The organism is Negativicutes bacterium, from assembly GCA_018052945.1.
Taxonomy (GTDB): Bacteria; Bacillota; Negativicutes; order JAGPMH01; family JAGPMH01; genus JAGPMH01.
Genome location: JAGPMH010000011.1, coordinates 19,207 through 41,668, shown reverse-complemented (window position 1 = coordinate 41,668; position 22,462 = coordinate 19,207). Strand labels below are relative to the sequence as shown.

22 protein-coding genes are annotated in these 22,462 nt (G+C 36.8%); all 22 read left to right on the top strand.

The features are described from left to right. Positions 1 to 19 precede the first annotated feature (19 nt). The 22 genes from galE to KBI38_03010 all read left to right on the top strand — a co-directional run bounded on the left by galE (position 20) and on the right by KBI38_03010 (position 22,459). Positions 20 to 1,006: a UDP-glucose 4-epimerase GalE gene (gene galE / locus KBI38_03115; protein ID MBP8629056.1), complete on the top strand. Its 987-nt coding sequence runs from the start codon at positions 20 to 22 to the stop codon at positions 1,004 to 1,006. An 18-nt stretch (positions 1,007 to 1,024) separates the two neighbouring features. Continuing rightward, positions 1,025 to 2,740: an ABC transporter ATP-binding protein/permease gene (locus KBI38_03110; protein MBP8629055.1), complete on the top strand. Its 1,716-nt coding sequence runs from the start codon at positions 1,025 to 1,027 to the stop codon at positions 2,738 to 2,740. Positions 2,741 to 2,755: 15 nt separating this feature from the next. Further along, positions 2,756 to 4,030, top strand: a complete 1,275-nt coding sequence (locus KBI38_03105) for an O-acetylhomoserine aminocarboxypropyltransferase/cysteine synthase (GenBank protein MBP8629054.1) — start codon at positions 2,756 to 2,758, stop codon at positions 4,028 to 4,030. A gap of 82 nt (positions 4,031 to 4,112) precedes the next feature. Continuing rightward, positions 4,113 to 6,116 carry a sulfatase-like hydrolase/transferase gene (locus KBI38_03100; protein ID MBP8629053.1) on the top strand — a complete coding sequence of 668 codons (2,004 nt, stop codon included), beginning with the start codon at positions 4,113 to 4,115 and terminating at the stop codon, positions 6,114 to 6,116. Positions 6,117 to 6,295: 179 nt separating this feature from the next. Further along, the gene (nadA, locus tag KBI38_03095; protein MBP8629052.1) at positions 6,296 to 7,204 is read left to right on the top strand and encodes a quinolinate synthase NadA; all 909 of its coding nucleotides are present in this window, start codon (positions 6,296 to 6,298) and stop codon (positions 7,202 to 7,204) included. Positions 7,205 to 7,216: 12 nt separating this feature from the next. Further along, positions 7,217 to 8,797: an L-aspartate oxidase gene (gene nadB / locus KBI38_03090; GenBank protein ID MBP8629051.1), complete on the top strand. Its 1,581-nt coding sequence runs from the start codon at positions 7,217 to 7,219 to the stop codon at positions 8,795 to 8,797. 18 nt (positions 8,798 to 8,815) lie between these two features. Next, the gene (gene nadC / locus KBI38_03085) at positions 8,816 to 9,670 is read left to right on the top strand and encodes a carboxylating nicotinate-nucleotide diphosphorylase (GenBank protein MBP8629050.1); all 855 of its coding nucleotides are present in this window, start codon (positions 8,816 to 8,818) and stop codon (positions 9,668 to 9,670) included. Positions 9,671 to 9,740: 70 nt separating this feature from the next. Then, positions 9,741 to 10,523: a protein-glutamate O-methyltransferase CheR gene (locus KBI38_03080; GenBank protein MBP8629049.1), complete on the top strand. Its 783-nt coding sequence runs from the start codon at positions 9,741 to 9,743 to the stop codon at positions 10,521 to 10,523. A gap of 132 nt (positions 10,524 to 10,655) precedes the next feature. Next, positions 10,656 to 11,615, top strand: a complete 960-nt coding sequence (locus KBI38_03075; GenBank protein MBP8629048.1) for a phenylacetate--CoA ligase family protein — start codon at positions 10,656 to 10,658, stop codon at positions 11,613 to 11,615. 54 nt (positions 11,616 to 11,669) lie between these two features. Further along, a complete protein-coding gene (locus KBI38_03070; protein ID MBP8629047.1) occupies positions 11,670 to 11,930 on the top strand; it encodes a DUF4405 domain-containing protein in 261 nt (86 codons plus the stop codon). Between the two features lie 317 nt (positions 11,931 to 12,247). Continuing rightward, positions 12,248 to 13,237, top strand: coding sequence for a G5 domain-containing protein (locus KBI38_03065; protein MBP8629046.1), 990 nt, complete (start codon positions 12,248 to 12,250; stop codon positions 13,235 to 13,237). A 112-nt stretch (positions 13,238 to 13,349) separates the two neighbouring features. Further along, complete coding sequence (gene rnmV, locus KBI38_03060; protein MBP8629045.1) at positions 13,350 to 13,910, top strand: ribonuclease M5; 561 nt, start codon at positions 13,350 to 13,352, stop codon at positions 13,908 to 13,910. Beyond that, positions 13,907 to 14,746, top strand: coding sequence for a 16S rRNA (adenine(1518)-N(6)/adenine(1519)-N(6))-dimethyltransferase RsmA (gene rsmA / locus KBI38_03055; GenBank protein MBP8629044.1), 840 nt, complete (start codon positions 13,907 to 13,909; stop codon positions 14,744 to 14,746). The genes rnmV and rsmA overlap by 4 nt, the downstream gene beginning before the upstream one ends. Before the next feature lie 11 nt (positions 14,747 to 14,757). Beyond that, positions 14,758 to 15,510 carry an exodeoxyribonuclease III gene (gene xth, locus KBI38_03050; protein MBP8629043.1) on the top strand — a complete coding sequence of 251 codons (753 nt, stop codon included), beginning with the start codon at positions 14,758 to 14,760 and terminating at the stop codon, positions 15,508 to 15,510. Positions 15,511 to 15,607: 97 nt separating this feature from the next. Then, complete coding sequence (locus KBI38_03045; GenBank protein ID MBP8629042.1) at positions 15,608 to 16,075, top strand: chemotaxis protein CheW; 468 nt, start codon at positions 15,608 to 15,610, stop codon at positions 16,073 to 16,075. Between the two features lie 4 nt (positions 16,076 to 16,079). Continuing rightward, the gene (locus KBI38_03040; protein ID MBP8629041.1) at positions 16,080 to 16,928 is read left to right on the top strand and encodes a 4-(cytidine 5'-diphospho)-2-C-methyl-D-erythritol kinase; all 849 of its coding nucleotides are present in this window, start codon (positions 16,080 to 16,082) and stop codon (positions 16,926 to 16,928) included. 16 nt (positions 16,929 to 16,944) lie between these two features. Continuing rightward, entirely contained in the window at positions 16,945 to 17,637 is a 693-nt protein-coding gene (locus tag KBI38_03035) for a GntR family transcriptional regulator (GenBank protein MBP8629040.1), read from the top strand. Between the two features lie 214 nt (positions 17,638 to 17,851). Beyond that, a complete protein-coding gene (gene glmU / locus KBI38_03030; GenBank protein ID MBP8629039.1) occupies positions 17,852 to 19,213 on the top strand; it encodes a bifunctional UDP-N-acetylglucosamine diphosphorylase/glucosamine-1-phosphate N-acetyltransferase GlmU in 1,362 nt (453 codons plus the stop codon). 27 nt (positions 19,214 to 19,240) lie between these two features. Next, on the top strand, positions 19,241 to 20,191 hold the full coding sequence (locus tag KBI38_03025) for a ribose-phosphate pyrophosphokinase (GenBank protein MBP8629038.1): 951 nt from the start codon (positions 19,241 to 19,243) through the stop codon (positions 20,189 to 20,191). A gap of 55 nt (positions 20,192 to 20,246) precedes the next feature. Beyond that, positions 20,247 to 20,807 (top strand): aminoacyl-tRNA hydrolase, encoded by a 561-nt coding sequence (locus KBI38_03020; GenBank protein MBP8629037.1) that lies wholly within the window; start codon positions 20,247 to 20,249, stop codon positions 20,805 to 20,807. An 8-nt stretch (positions 20,808 to 20,815) separates the two neighbouring features. Next, positions 20,816 to 22,045, top strand: a complete 1,230-nt coding sequence (locus KBI38_03015) for a radical SAM protein (GenBank protein ID MBP8629036.1) — start codon at positions 20,816 to 20,818, stop codon at positions 22,043 to 22,045. Positions 22,046 to 22,069: 24 nt separating this feature from the next. Continuing rightward, positions 22,070 to 22,459, top strand: coding sequence for a thioesterase family protein (locus KBI38_03010; protein MBP8629035.1), 390 nt, complete (start codon positions 22,070 to 22,072; stop codon positions 22,457 to 22,459). Positions 22,460 to 22,462 lie beyond the last annotated feature (3 nt).

The following is a 22,462-nucleotide window of genomic DNA, read 5'->3' as shown; positions in this document are numbered from 1 at the left end:
ACAGAAAGTTGGTGCCTTGATGAGGGTTTTAGTAACCGGTGGAGCTGGCTATATTGGCTCACATACTGTGAAAATGTTAGAAAAAATTGCCGATAAGGTTGTTGTTTATGATAATTTAAGTAAAGGGCATAAACAAGCCGTGCCAAACAGCATTTTGGTTCAAGGTGATTTGTTTGATAAAAAATTATTAAAAACAGTTTTAACAGAACATAAGATTGAGGCTGTAGTTCACTTTGCAGCATTTAGTTTAGTGGCTGAATCAATGACTAATCCTCAATTATATTATCATAATAATGTCCAAGGAACTTTATCATTATTGGAAGTTATGCTGGAGTGTAGTGTTAATAAACTTGTTTTTTCGTCGACGGCAGCTGTGTATGGTGAGCCTGAGGTAATGCCAATCAGTGAAGAGGCGCTTAAAAATCCGACCAATGTCTATGGACAGACGAAGTTAATGATGGAGCAAATTATGGCTGACTATGCCAAGGTTTATGATTTTAATTATATAGCATTGCGTTATTTCAATGCTTGTGGTGCGGATGATAGTGGCACTATCGGTGAAGATCATTCTCCGGAAAGCCATTTAATTCCGTTGGTACTGCAAACCTGTTTGGGCTTAAGAAATAGTATTAAAATTTTTGGCACTGACTATGATACGGCTGATGGTTCTTGTGTTAGAGATTATATTCATGTTAATGATTTAGGGCAAGCACATATTTTAGCCTTGCAAGCATTATATCGGGGTGCTAGTTCGACCGCTTATAATCTAGGAAACGGTACCGGATTTTCTGTTAAGGAGATTATTGCGGCAGCAGAAGAAGTTACAGGAATTAAAATTGTCAAAGAACTAACTGAACGCAGAGCCGGTGATCCAGCTTGCTTAATAGCGAGTTCCACTAAAATAAAAAAAGAATTACAGTGGCAACCCCAATATACAGAAATTAAAGATATTATTGCCTCAGCGTGGCAATGGCAGAAAAATAATCCTCAAGGTTTCGCTAAATAAAGGATAGTGAGGTAAGAAATGGCGACATTTAAAAAGGCCTTTTTTCAAGGGTTATGGAAGTTGGCAAAAGATTATTGGCAAAGTGAAGAAAAATGGAAAGCCTATGGTTTGTTGATAGTAGTAGCCTTGTTGAATTTTTTTGGAGTCTATATCTTAATTTTAATTAATGAATGGTACAACAGTTTTTATAATGCTTTGCAGGAGTATAATCAAGTTGCTTTTTGGGACTTGGTGGCAAAATTTTTACTGTTAGCGTTAATTTATATTTTTTCAGCGGTATATGCCTTATATTTGCGACAAATGTTAGAGATAAATTGGCGAAACTGGATGACAAAACAATATTTAAGCAGATGGTTACAAGTGCAAACATATTATAAAATGCAGGTGGTCAGTGATAATACCGATAATCCTGATCAAAGAATTAGTGAAGATATTAAGCTTTTTACAAATTTGACCTTGCAATTGCTGATGGGTTTTTTAAAACAATTGGCGATTTTAGTGGCGTTTATTGTTGTCCTTTGGCGCTTATCAGGAGAGTTTAATGTTGTTATTGCCGGTCAAAATGTAACTATCTATGGCTATATGGTGTGGTTGTCGTTGATTTATGCTGTTATCGGAACCTGGTTGACGGCTAAAATTGGTAAACCATTGATTCAATTAAATTATAATCAACAACGTTATGAAGCTGATTTTCGTTTTGATATGGTTAGATTGCGCGAAAATAGTGAAAGCATTGCTTTTTATGGTGGTGAAGAGATTGAAAATAATATTTTCAAGGCAAAGTTTGCTCATATTTTCAATAACTTTCGCGCCTTGATGCGCTATCAAAAAAGATTAACTTGGTTTACTAACGGTTATGGTCAACTGGCAGTTATTTTTCCGTTGTTGTTGGGCGCACCACGATATTTTAGCGGTAAAATTCAATTAGGTGGTTTAATGCAGATATCTAGTGCCTTTGGTAGAGTTCAAGATGCGTTATCCTTTTTTGTAGACAGTTATGCCACGTTAGCGGAATGGGTGGCTGTAGTAAAACGGATTACTGATTTTAGCGACAATATGGAGCAAACGTTACAATTACAAAGTAAAATATCTTTTGAAAATAATAAGAATGATAATTTGTTAATCGATAAAATGGAAGTTCAATTACCACAAGGAAATGTTTTAATAAAAGATTTAAATCTTAATATTAAGCAAGGTGACAAACTGTTGATAACCGGTGCTTCGGGTTGTGGTAAAAGTACCTTTTTAAGAACTTTAGCTGGATTATGGCCATTTGGGACGGGGTTAGTACAACTGCGTGAGGGTGATAAAAAAATATTTTTACCACAAAAGCCTTACTTGCCATTGGGCTCACTGCAAAGTGCCTTAGCTTATCCGCAAGCAGAATTAGACCTTACGGTAAAAGAATTTGAAGAAGTGTTAATAAAGTGTAGCTTAAGTCATCTAAGTGCAAAATTAACAGAAAGTGATGACTGGAGCAGAATTTTATCATTAGGAGAGCAACAACGAATTGCTTTTGCTAGAACATTGCTATATAAACCGCAATGGATTTTCTTGGATGAGGCCACTTCAGCCTTGGATGAGCAGACAGAAGAAACTATGTATGAATTATTAGCAAAAGAGTTGCCGGATAGTGCGGTTATCAGTATTGGACATCGCAATACTTTGAGAAAATATCATCAATATAATTTGCAAATAGACAACACTGGTCAATGGATACTAGAAAAAATATAGCTGGAGGAATTTATAATGGAAAAACAACATTTTGCAACGATGGCAGTACATGCCGGACAGGTTCCTGACCCTACTACTGGCTCAAGAGCGGTTCCGATTTATCAAACGACCGCATATAATTTTAATGATACGGAACATGGCGCTAATTTATTCTCGCTCAAAGAAAGTGGTAATATTTATACTAGATTAATGAATCCAACAACTGATGTCTTTGAAAAAAGAATGGCGGCACTAGATGGTGGAATTGGAGCCTTGGCCTTTGCCTCAGGGCATGCAGCAATAGTGGGAACATTGCTTAATTTTTTGCAAACCGGTGATGAGATTGTAAGCTCTGCGGCACTTTATGGTGGAACTTATAACTTGTTTGCCCATACCTTAGCGCATTTGGGGATTAAGGTTAACTTTGTCGATGCTAGTGATCCAGAAAACTTTAGAGCAGCAATCAATGATAAGACTAAGGCGGTATATGCTGAAACAATTGGCAATCCGAAAATTAATTTACTGGATGTGCAAGCTGTTGCGGACATTGCACATGAAAATAAGATCCCGTTTATTATTGATAATACCTTTTTAACACCATATTTATTTTGTCCGATTGAATATGGTGCTGATATTGTGATTCACTCGGCCACTAAATTTATTGGCGGTCATGGAACTTCAATGGGTGGCGTGGTAGTTGATGGTGGAAAGTTTGATTGGAATAGTGATAAATTTCCACTTTTAAGTAAACCTGATCCGAGCTATCATGATTTAAATTATGCCGAAGCTTTAGGAGCAAGTGCCTTTATTACTAGGTTAAGAGTGCAGGTGTTGCGAGATTATGGGGCTTGTATCAGTCCGTTTAATAGTTTCCAGTTATTACAAGGGTTAGAAACTTTGCATTTAAGAATGGCCAGACACAGTGAAAATGCGTTGGCGGTGGCTGAGTTTTTAGCACAGCATGATGCGGTAGCTTGGGTTAATTATCCGAACCTTCACAATAGCCCTGATTATGCCTTGAATAAGTTATATTTAAAAAATGGTGCCGGTGCAATGTTAACTTTTGGGATTAAGGGTGATGTGGCTAGTGGCGCTAGATTTATTGATTCGCTTAAATTGTTATCACATTTAGCCAATGTTGGTGATGCTAAGTCCTTGGTAATTCATCCGGCCAGCACAACTCATTCACAACTTAGTAGTGCTCAAAGAGTAGCAGCGGGTGTGCCAGATGATATGATTAGATTGTCAATTGGCATTGAAGATGCTAGAGATATCATTGCTGATTTAAGCCAAGCCTTGCAAAATATTTAAGTATTTCTATGTATTTAGCAGGAATTTAATATTTAAAATAGAAACTTCCTAAAGCTTGTTTTTTGCTATAGGAGGTTTTTTTATGGACATTTTACTTAAAAAAGGTTTTACTTGGAAAAACGTTTACGAAGTTTTTCAAACTGATTTGAAATTATTTATTTTTATAATAATGTTATTATTTGTTTTCCGATTGAGTTTTATTGTGACAATGGGTGATTATTTAGGTGAAAGTACTATCCTGAAGGATGTTATGTTATCACTATATTATGGTTTTAAAATAAGCCTTAAATCAGCAGGGATTTTAGCCGGAACATCTTTTTTAATTTGTTTATTAGCCAGTATTTTTGTGCCAAAATTCTATGTCAAAATTAGAATGGGTCTGGCTAGTTGTTATGTATTGATTTTGACGATTTTATTTTATGTTAGAATTCCTTATTATCAGCAATTTCATGCGGGTTTTAATCAGTTGATTTTTAATACTTTTAATGATGATGTCAGTGCCTTGACCTCTTCGTTATTGCAAGAATATAATTTGCCGCTACGCTTTGGAATTGCTTTTGTTACAGCTTTTATTTTAATAAAAGTAGTCAAGTGGTGGCTGAATACAAAAATTGTTTATTTGCCAACCTTCTCTAAACATTACGCTAATATTGGAGTGCGGATTGTCTTTTTGTTAGCGATTTACAATCTTGCAATCTTTATAAGATTTGGGGGCAGTATGAGTTATGCGTATAATGTTGACTGGGAAAATTCAGGGGTAACGAAAGATCAATTATTGAATGAAGCAATTTTAGATGATGTCCAAGCTTTATATCGAGCTTATGAACTCAATAATCGATTGTTGAGCTCGGTTGGAATGGGGCTGGAATCCAGTCAAGTTGTAAATTATGCTAAAAGCTTAACGGCGAAGAATTTTGATAGCAATAATTTAGATGATTATTTAAAACAAGAAGCCCAAGGTGCTAAAATACCAAAGCCTCAGCATATTTTTTTAATTATTGGAGAAAATTATGCTAATTGGCCGTTGTTGCCACAATATCAGCACCTTAATATTGCTAATGGCTTAAAAGGTATTATTGCTAAAGATAATGCAACCTATGTAAATACCTTTTTACCGAATGGTATGAGTACGGTTTCGGCAGTGATGGGTGTTTTAACAGGTTTTGCCGATGCCAATTTATATTTAACGCAAATGCCGGAAGCTTATAAACAGCCTTATCAAACTGCGATTGCACACCAGATTGGGAAATTAGGTTATCGAGCAAACTTTTGGTATGCCGGACCTAGTAGCTGGGAAAATGTTCGTGAATTTTCCTTAGCCCAAGGATTTAAAGCTTTTTATAGTAGTGGTGATTTTGATAAAGATGGTGGTAATGTTTGGGGCTGTGATGATAAGGATTTATATCAGGCAGTTTTAAAGGGAACAAAAAATGAAGACGCCAGTTTCAATGTAATATTAACGGTCTCTAATCATTCGCCTTACACTGTGGATTTAGTGGCGGCAGGCTTTAATCCGGACCTTGTAGAGGGACCGGCTGAAGTTAAAAATGATCCAGAGTTAATGAAAAAATTAGGACATTTTTGGTATGCTGATAAAATGTTGGCAGAATTTATTGAGACGGCTGAGCAAAAATATCCTGACAGTTTATTTATTATAGTTGGTGATCATGCCGATCGCGTTAATATTGATAAGACACCGAGTGTGTATGAACGTTATGGTATTCCGCTTGTTCTTTATGGCAAGGGTGTTAATAAAGAGATTTTAGCGCAGCAGGTAGCAGGTAGTCATATTAATATTATGCCAACATTAATTGAGCTTATTGCGCCAAAGGGTTTTGAATATTATACAATTGGTAGGAGTCTGACGAAACCTAATAAATATGGCATTAATTATGGTTTTTGGATTGATAAAGATTATGTAGGGAAAACCGATAGTGCTTTTATGGCGGAAAAAATAAATAATAGTGCTCAACCATATGATAAAGCTGAAATTGAAAATGAAGTCAATGCAGTAAGAGCATTATCTTGGTGGCGGAGCAAGTATGGAAGCAATTTGGCGGTAAAACTTTCAGAACAATCAGAGTGATGGATTGAAAATTATTATTAATTTAATTGTTTTTAATGATATAATTTAAAAGTATGTCACTAGGTAGTGCTGAGTGTACAATCTTGCGACTATTGCGATAAAAAGAAAATGGTAGTATAATTTCAACAATTACCGTCAAAATGGTAGTGGACAGGGATATTGCTGTAAGGAGATATGTAATGACTGAGTTAGTACAAGATATTTTAAGATTAAAGAAAGAACGCAATGCTATTATTTTGGCGCATGTTTATCAAAATGCGGAAATTCAAGCCATTGCTGATTATACAGGTGATTCGCTAGAATTAGCGAAAAGAGCAGCGGAAAATGATGCGGCAGTAATTGTTTTTTGTGGTGTAAGGTTTATGGCTGAAACTGCAAATATTTTATCGCCGGAAAAGATTGTGTTATTGCCGGAGGAGAGTGCCGGCTGTCCAATGGCTGATATGGTTGATGTAGGGGCGTTGCAAGCTAAGTTAGCAGAAAATCCGGACTTGTTTGTGGTGGCTTATGTTAACACTTCCGCCGCTGTCAAAGCTTTGACTGATGTTTGTTGTACTTCGGCTAATGCTATTAATGTCATCAAGTCAATACCGGTTGATAAAAAGATATTATTTGTACCGGATAAAAATCTCGGTTCATATATTATGGAAAAAACTAATAGAGAAATGGAGTTGTGGCAAGGATATTGTCCAATTCATAATGATATTTTAGTTAGTGATGTACTAGCTGCTAAGAAATTACATCCGGAGGCATTAGTATTGGCTCATCCTGAATGTGATAAAAAGGTGTTACAATATGCTGATTATATTGATGGCACTGTTAGTTTGATTAAATATGCCAAAGATAGCACCAATACAGAATTTATTGTTGTAACAGAAGCCGGGGTATTGTATCAGCTTGAGACTCAATGTCCTGATAAAAAATTTTATATGGTAAAAGATAATTTATGCTGTGTAGATATGAAGGGAATAACTTTAGCGAAAGTGAAAACCGCATTGGAAACGCTTGAACCGAAAGTAATTGTACCAGAAGAAATTAGAATTAAAGCACTAGCAAGCCTGAAAAAAATGCTAGAGATAAAACGCTAGAAGGTGAATGATTTGTCAAGAAGATATTTGACTAATTTCGATACCAGTAAATTACCTTGTCGCAATACTAGCTGTTTAGTCGTGGGCGGTGGCATTGCCGGCTTAATGGCGGCATGGAATATTTCTCAAGCCGGACAAGATGTAATCTTGGTTGTTAAGGGAAAATTAAATGACAGTAACTCTAACAAGGCTCAAGGAGGAATTGCGGCCGCTGTAGGTGCTGATGATTCCGCGGAACTACATGTGGCAGACACCTTAGTGGCTGGAGCTGGACTGTGCGATGAAGAAATAGTGAAGATTGTGGTAGAAGAAGGTCAAAAAGAAATAAAACGCTTGATTAAGCTAGGGGTTGAATTCGATAAAAATGGCAATACTTTGAGTTTAGGTCGTGAAGGCTGTCATAGTAGAAGTCGAATTTTACATGCTAATGGTGACTCTACCGGGGCGCAGATTGTCTCGGTGATGGTTGAATTATTGAAACAAGCTGAGAATGTAACAATTTTAGAAGAGTATTTTTCTATTGATTTATTAGTAGAAGAAAATGTTTGTCAAGGAATGTTAGTTTTAAACCAGTATAATAATCAAGAAGTTATTTGGGCGAAAGCCATTGTATTATCGACCGGTGGGTTAGGACAACTGTACAATAATACGACTAATCCGGCTGGTGCGACCGCTGATGGTATTGCTATGGCCTATCGTGCCGGCGCCGTAGTGATGGATATGGAATTTGTACAATTCCATCCGACGGCAATGGCGGTGGACGGTTTGCCGAACTTTTTAATTTCAGAAGCGGTGAGAGGTGAAGGCGCTATTTTGCGTAATGCCGAGGGTGAAAGGTTTATGACAAAATACCATTCGATGGCAGAACTAGCACCGCGTGATATAGTGGCAAGAGCAATCGTTAATGAAATGAATAAGACGAAAAAGAAGCATGTTTTACTGGATTTAAGTACTATTGGTAGTGAGAAAATTTTGCAACGTTTTCCAATGATTAATAAAACTTGTTTGGAATATGGCATTGATATTACGAAAGAGGCAATCCCGGTTGCACCGGCGGCACATTATATGATGGGTGGCGTTAGAACTAATCAATGGGGACAAACTAATATAAAAAGATTGTATTGTATTGGAGAAAGTGCTTGTACTGGTTTACATGGGGCCAACCGTTTAGCCAGTAATTCTTTACTAGAAGGCTTAGTGTTTGGTAAAAAAATAGTGCAAAAACTATTAAGTACCAAGACTAAAGAGCTTACTGAACATAATTTCGGTAGCCATGAATTAAATATCAAGAAAAAAATTAATGTCCAAGAAAATTTAGCAGAGTTAAAGAGTGTAATGTCAACTAGAGTCGGCATTATTAGAGATATTGAAGCGTTAAATAAAGGACAGAAATTTTTTGTTAGTCAAAATGAAATTCTCAAGGATTTTTGCTGCATGACTCCACTAGAAATGGAAACTATTAATATGATTGTTGTGGGCGAGTTAATTTGCCGAGCAGCCATTATGAGAGCGGAAAGCCGCGGTGGTCACTTTAGACAAGATTGTCCGAGACAATCGCCGTTTTGGCAACATCATATTTTACAACATAAATAATAACTCAAAGGAGTTTCTATGTATTACTCAAAAAAAATGATAGAACATAATATTAAGCAATGGTTAGCCGAAGATTTGGGGAGCGGTGATATTACGACCCAAAATATTGTACCCCAAGGGGCGATAACTACTGCTGTTATTCATGCGAAACAAGATGGCATTTTGGCCGGTAATGAAATAGCTCAATACGTTTTTCAATATTTAAATCCGCAAATAAAGTATGTAGAATGTAAAAAAGACGGTGAGACACTGGAATTTGGGGATGTTATTGCTAAAATTGAAGGTGATGCACAAACTATTTTGAGTGGTGAAAGATTAGCACTTAATTTATTGCAACGTTTGAGCGGAATTGCTACTAAAACAAAAGAGTTTGCAGACTGTATTAAAGGTTACTCGGCAAAGATTGCTGATACGCGAAAAACAACTCCGGGCTTGCGACTGCTCGAAAAATACGCAGTAACGGTGGGGGGCGGTCGTAATCATCGCTTTGGCTTATATGATGCTGTGATGATTAAAGATAACCATATTAAGGTTGCTGGCGGAATTTTAGAGGCGATTAATAAAGTACGACAAAGCATTCCACATACTGTTAAAATTGAGGTAGAGGTAGAGTCCTTAGAACAGGTGGAATTAGCATTAATCGGCAAGGCTGATATTATTATGCTTGACAATATGTCGACGGAACTAATGTTGCAGGCGGTGGAGATGATTAAGGGACAAGCGTTGGTAGAAGCTTCCGGAGGCGTTAACTTATTGACGATTGAAAATATTGCTAAGACTGGTGTTGATATTATTTCGGTAGGAGCGATTACACATTCGGTGATGGCGCTGGATATAAGTTTAGATATTGGTGAAATAAAAGTTAATAAATAGTAGGATTTTTGAGCCTCCATAGCGAATACCCTTACTTGGAATAATAAAAAGGGATCATATGGGGGTTTTTATTGTGCAGGATAAAGAGTGGGAGCTATTTAAGCAAAAATTAAATGATAAAACAGGTATTAACCTTAATTTTTATAAACCGAGCCAAATGCAACGACGGCTCACTAATTTAATGGGACGGTATGATGTTAAAGGTTATATGGAATTGTGGAATAAGGTTGAACCGGATCCAAAATTATTTAGTGATTTTATTGAATATTTAACGATTAATGTGACAGAATTTTTTCGGACGCCGGAAAAATTTACGGAACTTGAGAGTAAGGTTATTCCGGAGTTGTTGCAGAAGACGCCAAAATTAAATATTTGGAGTGCTGGTTGTTCGTTAGGTGCAGAACCATATTCTTTGGCAATGATCTTAAAGGATTTGACGCCGGGTACGAAACATCGGATTTTAGCGACTGATTTGGATGTTGAAATTTTAGCAAAAGCGAAAATGGGGATGTATTCTTCAAATGAGTTCAAAAATATTTCGCAACATCGTGCGCAAAAGCATTTCCAAGTAAGAGATGGCAAATATTTGGTATCGGAAGATATTAAAAATTGTGTGGAATTTAAACGCCATAATTTGTTATTGGACCCTTTTGAAAAAGGCTTTGATTTGATTTTATGTCGTAATGTGGTAATTTATTTTACGGATGAAGCAAAATTTGAATTATACAAAAGATTTTTTGATGCTTTAAAACCGGGTGGGGTGTTATTTGTTGGTGGTACCGAAGCAATTTTGAATTTCCGTGAAATCGGCTTTGAAAGTTATTTGCCGTTTTTCTATCGTAAACCACTGTAACAAGCACAAATAGTTTAATATTAAACAGTAATAACTAGATGTAATATTTTTATGTCTAGTTATATTTTTATTGATGGTAGGGCTAAGGGAAGTCGCTGGTAGTAGCAAAATTAATTAGTGGAGGATGTTTTCATGTACTTTGATGAAAAGATAGAGACCATGCCTCGCTCGGCGATGGAGGAGTTGCAAAGCCAACGGTTGCAACAGACCATCAAATGGGTGCAAGAGAAAAGTGGCTTTTATCAGAAAAAATTTGCCGACAGCAAAGTAGCATTACAAGATATCGAAGTAATTCAAGATCTTAATAAATTGCCGTTTACGACTAAAGAAGAGTTAATAGCCAATGCACCACTGGGGATGTTGACCCTGGAGATGAACTCGGTCGTTAGAATTGAGCCCATTGAATCCTTACCCCCGTTAGTGATGGCCTATACCTCGGCAGACATTAGACATAGTATTGAGATTTTAGCGCGTTGTTTAGTAGCTGGTGGATTAAATATTTCTTCAATCATCCAAATTTATGAGGACTATTTTACGCCGATTGCACAAGGGATGCAGTATGCTGCAGAAATGATTGGGGCAACGGTTGTGCCGATTAAGGTTAAGCAACTGGAAAAGCAACTTGAAGTAATTAAAAAATTCAATATCAATTATTTGGCGACCAGCCCTCAGCGAATACTACATTTACTTGTTGCAGGGCAGGCCTTTGGCTATGATTTTGCTAAGATGCCGATTAGTACAGTATTTTCGATTAATAATATGTTACGCAGCCCAATTTCGGAACATTTGGAATCGAGAATGGGCGCGATTGTGTTTAATTTATTTTCTATTCCTGAATTAATTGGGCCGGGAATTGCGTTTGAGTGCATTATCAAACAAGGATTTCATGTTAATGAAGATTATTTTTATCCAGAGGTTATTAATGTTTGCACGCAAGAACCAGTGGGCTTAGGTGAGATGGGCGAGTTGGTCTTAACATCGTTGGCGACTCAAGCGATGCCGATTATTCGGTATCGAACCGGACAATTAGTGAAGCTGGAGAAGGAACCATGTTTATGTGGTAGAAATTTGGTGCGATTACTTACCCCTTAATATCATCAATTTGTAACAGAACTGTTGTAAAATAAAAAAACGGAGGTGGCAAAATTGGATAAACTTCAAAGAAAATATTGGGTGGACTTCTTATTGTTAATAAGCTTTTTATTTTGTATGACCACAGGCTATTTGTTGGAATTCAAAAGTAATGTTGCTGTTTATTTAGGGCGGTCTGGATTTGGTGTTGTCAAAGAGATTCATAGTTGGTCAGCTTATGTTATAACAGCACTAATTATAATTCATTGCTTGGAAAATTTTAGTTGGTTTAAAACTATGACTAAAAAGGTATTTTCAGGTAATAATTCAGACTAAAACAGCCTTATGACAATGAGGAAAAATGTAAAAAAACAACAAAAATATTGCTCTATAAAGTTATTTTTGCTGAAAAATTATTACGAAACTGCAAAAAAAATAATTGGAAAAAAGAACAATTGAATAATTTGTCGAAAAAAGTTGAAAAACTTTTAATAACAGTGCTTTAACGAAAAACAGGATTAATTTTCCATGGATAATATATGGGAAATTAATCCTGTTTTTTTATGATTTTTTGCAAAAAAATATGATTAATGTTTGACAAAAAATAAATGTGCATGTTATAATGCACAAGCGCATCGAAAGGGGGAGATTTTATGAATAATACTCAGCCCAGAAAATCGCGATTTACGAGCAAAATGCTTGTAGCTACGTTAGGATTGTTTCTCACCGTAATGCTGGCAACAGGGTTTGTTTGGACCCCAAAAGAGGTTCAAATCGTTGCTGATGGAAACAATGTAGTTGTTAGTACATTAAAAAGAAAACCTGTTCAGGTTTTAGAACAAGCGGGAGTTGTTTTAGGTCCGCTTGATGAATATCGTTTGTCGACACCGAAGTTAACTAATGGAACGGTTATTACAGTGCACAGAGCTGTTCCGGTAAATGTTATTTATAAGGGTCAGGCTAAAACGATGATGACGGGTAAGCCGACTGTCGGTGAACTCGTGGCTGCGGTAAAACAGCCGGAAGATTTGGTAAAGGTTGAACCTGGTGAAAACAGTAAGATTGAAAATGGCATGACTATAACAATAATGTCATTAACAGAACAAATTGTCGAGCGCGAAATTGTCGAACCTTTTACTGTAATAAATCAGCCTGATCCTAATATGGAAAAAGGCAATAGTCAGGTTGCTGAATACGGTAAAAATGGTACCAAAATTGCCAAAATTAAAATAAAATTAGCAGATGGACAGCAGATTTCAGAGGAAATAATTTCTGAAAATCTAATAACGCCAGCGGTACCACAGATAGTAAGAGTAGGAACTCGTGATGTTATTGATACTTCGCGTGGTACCAGTAGATTTCAAGCAGTTCATTATATGGAAGCAACAGCCTACTTGCCATCTGATGGCAATGGACAAGGTATAACAGCTACAGGAACTAGAGCAGGTTATGGGACGGTAGCGGTTGATCCAAGAGTTATACCATTAGGCACCAGACTTTATATCCCGGGATATGGTACTGCTTTAGCCGCAGATACGGGTGGCGCTATAAAAGGCAATATTATTGACTTGTGTATGGAAGACTATGGTGAGGCAATGCGTTTTGGGCGACGCACGGTCAAGGTTTATGTACTAGCAGAATAAATTCGCGAAATAACAGGGGAAGCCCTGTTATTTTTTTTAGATAAATATTAATAATGATAAATTTGTAGTATAATATTATGTCAAAGATATTAATATAAAGTAGGGCTATTAAATGATTAAAGAAGTTATTATTGTTGAGGGAAAGCAAGATGTAAATGCTATTAATAAAGCGGTAGAAGCTGACTGCATTATGACGCATGGCTTTAACTTGCATAATCATACCTTAACATTGATAAAACAAGCTTATAAAAAACGGGGCATCATAATATTAACGGATCCTGACTACGGTGGAGAAAAGATTAGAAACTTTCTCAGTAAGCGCTTTCCGGATGCTAAGCATGCCTTTATTCCGAAGGCGGAGGCTACGGCTAATAATGATATTGGTGTTGAACAAGCAACGCCGGAGGCGATTAGAAACGCGTTAAATAAAGTGCGGTGTTTGGAGTGGCAAGAAGGTACTGAATTTAGTCACGCTGATCTTGTAAAATATAATCTTAATGGTGTGGCAACGGCGGCGGTGAGAAGAGCTAAATTAGGAGCGGCGCTAGGGATTGGCTATGCTAATGCTAAAACCTTTTTGCAACGGCTCAATAAATATGGCGTAAGCAGAACTGAGTTTGAAGAAGAATTTAATAAAATGGTACTGGATGAAAAGATGGAGGAAACTAAATGAAGCCGATTATTGCGAAAAAGGAAGTTACGAAATATATTTTAAAAACTTTTGATATTCATATGAGTAAAAAACTGGGGCAAAATTTTTTAATTGATGAAACTGTTGTCAATAATATTGTCAACGCTGCTGAGATTGAGGAAGGCGAAACGGTGTTAGAAATAGGACCGGGGATTGGTACTTTGACACAAGCTTTAGCAGAAGCTAAAGCTAATGTTATTGCTGTAGAAATTGATAATAAATTGCCGGCAGTTTTAGCAAAAACCTTAGAAGGCTATGATAATGTTAGAATTGTTCATGATGATATATTAAAGGTTAATATTAGAGAATTGGTGGAAGATAAACCGTTTAAGGTCGTGGCAAACCTTCCTTACTACATCACAACGCCAATTATTATGGGAATATTAGAACAAAAGTTACCGGTGACTAGATTGGTGACAATGATTCAAAAAGAGGTTGCAGACAGAATGATTGCTAAGCCTGGCAAAAAAGATTATGGTTCGTTGTCAGTGGCGGTTCAATATTACACTGAACCGGAAATTGTTGCGTTAGTGCCGCCAAAATCATTTATTCCGTCACCGGCAGTTGATTCGGTGGTAATAAGTTGTAAGGTTCGACCACAACCGGCAGTAAAGGTTAATAGTGAAAAAATGTTTTTTACTATTGCCAAAGGCGGGTTTGCACAACGCCGAAAAACGCTTAGTAATTCACTTAAAACAACCGGAATACCGGCGGACAGAATTAAGGGAGCCCTTGAATCAGCCGGTATTGATGGTAATAGAAGAGGCGAAACTTTAAGTTTGCAAGAATTTGCGGATATTGCTAATAATTTAGCTTAATGGAGGCTGTTATGAAACTTGTATCGTGGAATGTTAATGGACTGAGAGCTTGTATGGGCAAAGGGTTTATGGATTTTTTTACAGCGGTTGAAGCTGATGTTTTCTGTTTGCAGGAAACTAAAATGCAAGAAGGACAAGTTGTGTTTGATTTTCCGGGTTATCAACAGTATTGGAACAGTGCACAAAAAAAAGGTTATTCCGGAACTCTTATTTTGACGAAAATAAATCCGTTAAGTGTTAGTTATGGTATGGAAATACCGGAGCATGATAATGAGGGGCGCGTTATCACAATAGAGTTTGAAAAATTCTATCTGATTAATGTCTATACGCCTAATTCACAACAAGAATTAGCTAGGCTAGATTATCGGATGAGCTGGGAAGATGCTTTCCGTAATTATGTACTTAGCTTGGAAAAAGCTAAGCCGGTGATGATTTGTGGTGATTTAAATGTAGCACATACTGAAATAGATTTAAAAAATCCTAAAACTAATAGGAAAAATGCCGGTTTTACGGATGAAGAACGTCAAAAAATGACCGCGCTATTGGATAGTGGTTTTATTGACAGCTATCGTTATTTTTATCCTGATAAAATTGAGGCTTATACTTGGTGGTCTTATATGAGACAAGCACGCAGTAAAAACATTGGTTGGCGGATTGATTATTTTATTGTTTCGCAACAATTAAAAGATAATTTAAAAGCTGCTTATATTTATGAAGAAATTTTAGGCAGTGATCACTGTCCGGTTGGAATAGATATCTTTTAAAATTAATGATTTAACTTTATAATAGAATTAAGATGAATTTTGGAAATTTATTCTTGCCGAGAAAACGTTATTTCTATCTAAAAAAGGAGTTGTTTTTATGGAAGGTAAAATGAGAGATGATTTACAGGTTGTTGTTTTTTATTTAGGTAAGGAAGAATATGCATTACCGATAATGAAAGTTCAAGAAATTAATAAAATTGAACAATTGACTAAAATGCCCCATACTCCTGATTTTATGGAAGGGATTATTAAATTACGTGGACAGATCATTCCTGTTATTGATATGAAAAAACGTTTTAAGATGAAAGTTAGTGCAGAAACCGAAAATTCCAGAATTGTCGTGGTTGATTTTAAAGGGCAAATTGTGGGATTGATGGTGGATGGGGTGGCAGAGGTTGTTCATTTGGAACACGAAAATATTGAAGCGCCTCCGGCTGTATCTAAACTTGATACCCAATATGTTAAAGGTCTGGGAAAAAAAGATGGCAGACTATTGGTGCTACTTGATATTGATGGGTTATTTACCGGCAAAGAAGCTGATGATTTAAAAAAAGCGAATGGATGATATGATGTTTAGCTTAGAAGCACAGGCGAAAATTAATTTAACATTAGATGTTTTGGGTAAACGTCCTGATGGTTATCATGAAGTTGAAATGATTATGCAATCAATTCAACTTCATGATGTACTGCATTTTTCCTTAAGAGAGCAAGGTCTTGAACTGATTAGTGCAGTAGAGGGTGTTGCTGATGATAAAGATAATTTAATTTATCAGACGGCTGTTAAATTAAAAGAATTATATAATGTAACAGCCGGCGCGAAAATAATTTTAGAAAAAAATATTCCGGTGGCGGCAGGCTTAGCTGGTGGTAGTGCTGATGCGGCAGCGACGTTGCAGGGACTTAATAAATTGTGGTCATTAAACTTGTCGCTGGATACATTGTGTGAAATTGGGGCGCAATTGGGCTCTGATATCCCGTTTTGTTTAAGAGGCGGGACGATGCTGGCGAAAGGTCGTGGTGAAATACTAACACCGTTACCTTCATTTCCACAGACTTATGTTGTTTTAGCGAAACCGATGCTAGGTGTTTCAACTGCGTGGGTTTATAATAATTATGATCAATCCAAGGTTGATAAACATCCTGAAACAGCAATGGTTATTGAAGAATTGCAGAAAAAAAATTCTCAAGGAATAGCTGCTTTATTGTGTAATGTATTAGAAAGTGTTACTATAAAAAAGTACAATGAAATTTCTCTGTTAAAAGAAAAAATGTTGGAGTTTGGAGCCAGTGCTAGTTTAATGTCGGGCAGTGGACCGACTGTATTTGGCTTAGTTGATACAAAGGAACAAGCTGAAGAACTTGCGACAAGGTTAGAACAGATAACTTCAGCGAAAATCATTGTAACTAGAACAGTGTAAAGAAGTGGGGAACAGCATGAAACGACGATTAGCACCGATAAGATTGGATAGTTATCAACCTTTACGCGAAGTTGTCTGTGAAACTTTACGCGAAGCAATTAGAAGTGGTGTTTTAAAGCCGGGTGAGCGACTAATGGAGATTCAATTAGCGGATGAACTTGGTGTTAGCAGAACTCCGGTGCGCGAGGCGATGCGTAAGCTGGAACTGGAAGGCTATGTTATTATGTTGCCACGACGCGGTACTTATGTAGCTAACATTTCTATTCGTGATATCAATGAAGTTTTTGAAATCAGAACAACTCTAGATGCTTTGGCCAGTGGATTGGCCGCTGAACGTATCACTGAAGAAGAATTAGAACAACTGGAACGATTGCTTGTTTCGATTGGTGAAAATATTGAGACGAGAAATATGAAAAAAGTTGTTGAAGATGATATGGAGTTTCATGATATTCTTTATAAAGCAAGTCGTAACCAAAGATTGGTCGGGATTATTTCTAATTTAAGAGAGCAAATGACAAGATTTCGGTCGATGTCAATGTCATATCCCGGAAGATTGAAAAAAACACTGGAAGAACACAGTAGGTTGGTGGAAGCGATTGCGCAACGCGATGTAGAATTAGCGCAGAAATTAGCGGTTGAGCATATGGAAAACTCGGAGCAAACCTTGTTAATTGATATGGAGGCCATTCACCAAGCCCGAAAAGAATAAAAAATATCTTTTATTATCAGATGTTCTAAAAGTCATAGAAAAAATCCTAATTTGAAGTTATAATTAAGTTCGGTTAGGATTTTTATTTTTGATGCTTTAGAAAATTAGCAGGAAAAATAAAAAAAATGTCGAAACTTAAAGCTGTTTGTCATAAAATATCTGTACAAGTGAAAGATATAACGATATAATGGCAAAGATAAATGGAGGAATGGTTGTGTCTAATTTACAAACGGTGATATTAGCTGCCGGTAAAGGAACTAGAATGAAATCAACTTTACCGAAAGTATTACATTGTGTTGGCGGTAAGCCGATGGTTCAGCAAGTGCTGGATGCAGCTAATGGCGCAGGAGCCCAACGTAATATTGTAGTAATTGGCTTTGGAGCGGAAGTTGTGGCCGAACAATTACAACAGCAAGCTGATTTTGTTATGCAAACTGAACAGTTAGGAACGGGTCATGCTGTGTTACAGGCTCAAAAGCAGTTGGAAACTTTTGACGGTACGGTTATGGTTTTATGTGGTGATACACCACTCTTGACCAGTAAGTTGCTAAAAGAATTATATGATGAACATATTGCTTCAAAAGCTAAGGCTACTGTTTTAACAGCTAAAATGCCGGATCCTACCGGTTATGGTCGCGTTATTCGTAGCGCTACCGGCGAGGTTGTAAAAATTGTAGAACAAAAAGATGCGACGCCGGAAGAGTTACTTGTCGCTGAAGTTAATTCTGGTATTTATTGTTTTGACAACAAGGCGTTGTTTAGTGCATTATCAGTATTGAATTGTGACAATGCACAAGGTGAATATTATTTAACTGATGTATTTGGAATTATGAATAGTCGTAAGGAAAAGGTTTGGGCAGTTGCGACCTCTGATTATGAACAAACTTTAGGGATTAATTCTCGAGTGCAACTTGCGCAAGCGGAGCAAATTATTCGTCGCCGTAAAAATATTGAGTTGATGAATAATGGTGTTACGATTATGGATCCTAATACTACTTATATTGATGAACAAGTTATTGTAGCAAAAGATACTATTATTTATCCGTTCACTTGGTTGGAAGGCGATACGGTTATCGGTTCTAATTGTGAAATTGGACCTAATACTAGAATTCAAAATACGGTTATAGCAGAGAGTGTGAAAATAAGTTTCAGTTATGCTCATGACTGTGAAATAGCCAATAATGTAACAGTAGGGCCGTATGTACATTTAAGACCTGATACAAAGTTATGTGATAATGCTAAAGTTGGCAATTTTGTTGAAGTTAAAAATTCCGTAGTTGGTGTTGGTAGTAAAATTCCGCATTTGAGTTATATTGGTGACACTGATATGGGTAGTGCGGTTAATATTGGGTCAGGGACGATTACTGTTAATTATGATGGTAAGCATAAACATCGTACGACCATTGAAGATGAAGCTTTTGTAGGTTGTAATTCAAATCTAGTTGCCCCGGTGGTGATTGGTAAAAGTGCGTATGTAGCAGCTGGCTCTACTATTACTAAAAATGTTCCGGGATCAGCCTTAGGTGTGGCTAGAGCACGCCAAACTAATATAGAAGAATGGCAAAAAAGAAAATAAATTAATATCGTTGGAGGTTTTTATAAAATGACATTAGCTAACAGTGACAGAATCCGTATATTTACAGGTAATGCCAATCCGCAATTGGCGAAGAATATTGCGAAATGCTTAAATATTCCTTTGGGTAATGCCTATGTTGGACATTTCAACAATGGTGAAACTCAAGTTATGATTGATGAGAGTGTTCGTGGCAAAGAAGTTTTTATTGTTCAACCAACTTGTCAGCCTGTAAATGATAGCTTAATGGAATTGTTAATAATGATTGATGCTTGTAAAAGAGCTTCAGCTAAAAATATTGCGGTCGTTATTCCTTACTATGCTTATGCTCGTCAAGATCGCAAGACCCGTGGTCGTGAACCTATTTCAGCTAAGTTAGTGGCGGATTTGCTAACGAGAGCCGGAGCTAGTCGTGTTATTACAATGGACTTACATGCTGGACAAATTCAAGGCTTTTTTGATATTCCGTTAGATAATTTATTAGGTGTGCCGATTTTATCGGATTATATTGAAACTAAAGGCTTGAAAGATATTGTAGTAGTATCGCCGGATTTAGGCGGTGTAACAAGAGCTAGACAATTAGCAGATCGCTTAGAAGCACCGATTGCAATTATTGAAAAGCGTCGTCCAATGCCGGGTGTAGCAGAGGTTATGAATTTAATTGGTAGCATTGAAGGTAAAACTGCGGTGATTGTGGATGATATTGTAGATACTGCGGGATCATTAGTTGAAGGTGCAAAAGCTTTAGGTAAGTTTGGGGCAAAAGAAGTTTATGCTTGTTGTACGCATGCGATTTTAAGTGACCCGGCGATTGCCAGAGTGGAAGCATCTAATATTAAGGAATTAATTATTACGGATACGATTCCGTTAGCTGAAGAAAAAAAATCCTCCAAAATTAAAATTTTATCAGTGGCACCAGTCTTTGCGGAAGCGATTGAATTAATCTACGGTCAAAAATCTGTTAGTAAATTATTTAGATAAAATTATTATAAGGACACGTGTAACGTGTCCTTATTTTAGATATAAGGGTGAAAAAATGAAAATTGTTGTGGGTTTAGGAAACCCGGGCAGTGAATATAGCCAAACTCGTCATAATGTCGGCTTTATGGCTATCGATGCCTGGGCGGCAAAGCATGGGGTTGTTACTTGGAAAAATAAATTTGAGGCACAAATTGCCGAAATAAAAATAAATAATGAGCAAGTTATTTTAGTGAAACCGCAAACTTATATGAATTTAAGTGGAGTAGCTGTTGCCCCTATTGTTAAGTGGTATAAGGCGCAGTTAGAAGATGTTATTATAATTTATGATGATATGGATACGACTTTAGGAAAAATAAGATTGCGAAAAAAAGGAAGTGCCGGTGGCCATAATGGGATTGAATCGATTTTGGTCAATTTAGGGCAAGAAGATTTTCCGCGAGTGCGTGTGGGAATTAGCAGACCACCACAAGGTTGGACGGTCGTAGGCTATGTGCTAGGTAAATTTTCTAAAGAAGAACAGGGGATAGTAGTAGAGATTCTTGAAAAAATAGGCTTAGCGTTAGAAAGTTGGCTCAAAGAAGGGCTAGATAAAGCGATGAATAAATTTAATAAATAGGTGATGAAATGATAACAGCGTTATTTGCTGATGAAAATGGTGAAATTTTTGATGATCCTGAATTTTTGGGGTTAGGCCGAATTGGTGCAGAGACTATTTTGTTAAAACCGCAAGATCTTATTCCGTTACCTGAAGGTGCTGATTTAATGTTATTGCCACAACGTCAAGCACTGGGGTTTAAAAACAATAAGATTGTGACGCTGTCAGGGCAAGCGGTGGCGGCAATTTTACCGGCGGGTTATACCAGAACTTATTTGCCGGCATATCAAGAGGATGCTAATACAAAAGCCTTGCCATTATATGGCTATACTGCGGTGGTGCTATATAAGGATGAATTACATGTAGCGGCGCTTAAAACTGATGATGCTACTAAATGGAACCCTTTAGGCTTTAATACTAATCAACTAAAAAAATTAGTAAATAAAACGAAGAAAGAATTAGCTGATAATAGAATAGTAGAGCAATTGGCTAAATGCTCCTTACAATGGCATTGTTGTACGGCTCAAAACTTATTTTATCGACGCTGGGAAGCGGGAGTGCCGGTTTCACCAGTTTGTAATGCCAATTGTTACGGCTGTATATCGCTGCAACCAGCAGAATGTTGTCCTTCGCCCCAAAGTCGCATTGATTTTAAACCGACCCCACAAGAAATTGCAGAAGTTGGAACTTATCATCTAGAATATGCTCCGGAAGGGATTATTAGTTTTGGTCAAGGTTGTGAAGGTGAACCATCGTTAGCGGCTGATAATATTGCAGCGGGGATAAAAATTATCAGAACAAAAACTTCAGCTGGCCAAATCAATATTAATACCAATGCCGGTTATACTGAAGGTATAAAAAAAATCGTAGATGCCGGACTTGATACGATGAGAGTTAGTATTATTAGTGCGATTAATGAGACTTATGATGCTTATTATAAAGCTAATTACAGTCTTGATAATGTTAAAGAATCGATTAATTATGCGAAAAGTAATGGAGTGTTTGTTTCTTTAAATATGCTCTATTTTCCAGGGCTTAATGACCGTTTAAGCGAATTTGAGGCTTGGGAGAGTTTTCTGGCAGAAACTAAAGTTGATATGATTCAGTTGCGTAATTTAAATGTTGATCCAAATGCTTTTTTGAAGATTATGCCACAATGTGACAGTAAGATGCTAGGAACGCTATTATTTATTGAAAAAATAAAACAAAAGTTTCCACAATTAGTGTTAGGGAGCTTTAGTCATTATCTAAAAAAATAACTGTACAAGAAAAGAGTGGGGGCAATGAAGTTGAAAATTGGTTTGCTTGCTGAAAAAAGTGAAGTTGTCAGCACCAATAACACTGCGATTAGTTATGGCAGTGGTAGTATAGCGGTCTATGCAACGCCGGCGATGATCGGTTTAATGGAGGGGGCTGCTATAAAATGCGTTGATGATAAACTGGAAAGCGGTTTGGGGACGGTAGGGATTAGTTTAAATGTTAGACATTTAGCGGCTACACCAATAGGAATGAGTGTTACGGCGACCGCTGAGTTAATTGAAATAGTAGAACGTAAATTGGTTTTTAAAGTAACGGCATTTGATAATAACGAAAAAATTGGTGAAGGAATTCATGAACGATTTATTATCAAAATTGATAAGTTTTTAACAAAATGTAATAATAAAAAACAGTAAGAT

Excerpts from the sequence above, each read along its gene's own strand:
- KBI38_03110 (MBP8629055.1), top strand. The coding sequence starts at position 1,025 with ATGGCGACATTTAAAAAGGCCTTTTTTCAAGGGTTATGGAAGTTGGCA.
- KBI38_03100 (MBP8629053.1), top strand. The coding sequence starts at position 4,113 with ATGGACATTTTACTTAAAAAAGGTTTTACTTGGAAAAACGTTTACGAA.
- nadC (MBP8629050.1), top strand. The coding sequence starts at position 8,816 with ATGTATTACTCAAAAAAAATGATAGAACATAATATTAAGCAATGGTTA.
- galE (MBP8629056.1), top strand. The coding sequence starts at position 20 with ATGAGGGTTTTAGTAACCGGTGGAGCTGGCTATATTGGCTCACATACT.
- KBI38_03105 (MBP8629054.1), top strand. The coding sequence starts at position 2,756 with ATGGAAAAACAACATTTTGCAACGATGGCAGTACATGCCGGACAGGTT.
- KBI38_03035 (MBP8629040.1), top strand. The coding sequence starts at position 16,945 with ATGAAACGACGATTAGCACCGATAAGATTGGATAGTTATCAACCTTTA.
- rsmA (MBP8629044.1), top strand. The coding sequence starts at position 13,907 with ATGAAGCCGATTATTGCGAAAAAGGAAGTTACGAAATATATTTTAAAA.
- nadA (MBP8629052.1), top strand. The coding sequence starts at position 6,296 with ATGACTGAGTTAGTACAAGATATTTTAAGATTAAAGAAAGAACGCAAT.
- KBI38_03015 (MBP8629036.1), top strand. The coding sequence starts at position 20,816 with ATGATAACAGCGTTATTTGCTGATGAAAATGGTGAAATTTTTGATGAT.
- KBI38_03065 (MBP8629046.1), top strand. The coding sequence starts at position 12,248 with ATGAATAATACTCAGCCCAGAAAATCGCGATTTACGAGCAAAATGCTT.
- KBI38_03075 (MBP8629048.1), top strand. The coding sequence starts at position 10,656 with ATGTACTTTGATGAAAAGATAGAGACCATGCCTCGCTCGGCGATGGAG.
- KBI38_03045 (MBP8629042.1), top strand. The coding sequence starts at position 15,608 with ATGGAAGGTAAAATGAGAGATGATTTACAGGTTGTTGTTTTTTATTTA.
- KBI38_03025 (MBP8629038.1), top strand. The coding sequence starts at position 19,241 with ATGACATTAGCTAACAGTGACAGAATCCGTATATTTACAGGTAATGCC.
- KBI38_03020 (MBP8629037.1), top strand. The coding sequence starts at position 20,247 with ATGAAAATTGTTGTGGGTTTAGGAAACCCGGGCAGTGAATATAGCCAA.
- xth (MBP8629043.1), top strand. The coding sequence starts at position 14,758 with ATGAAACTTGTATCGTGGAATGTTAATGGACTGAGAGCTTGTATGGGC.
- rnmV (MBP8629045.1), top strand. The coding sequence starts at position 13,350 with ATGATTAAAGAAGTTATTATTGTTGAGGGAAAGCAAGATGTAAATGCT.
- KBI38_03010 (MBP8629035.1), top strand. The coding sequence starts at position 22,070 with ATGAAGTTGAAAATTGGTTTGCTTGCTGAAAAAAGTGAAGTTGTCAGC.
- KBI38_03040 (MBP8629041.1), top strand. The coding sequence starts at position 16,080 with ATGTTTAGCTTAGAAGCACAGGCGAAAATTAATTTAACATTAGATGTT.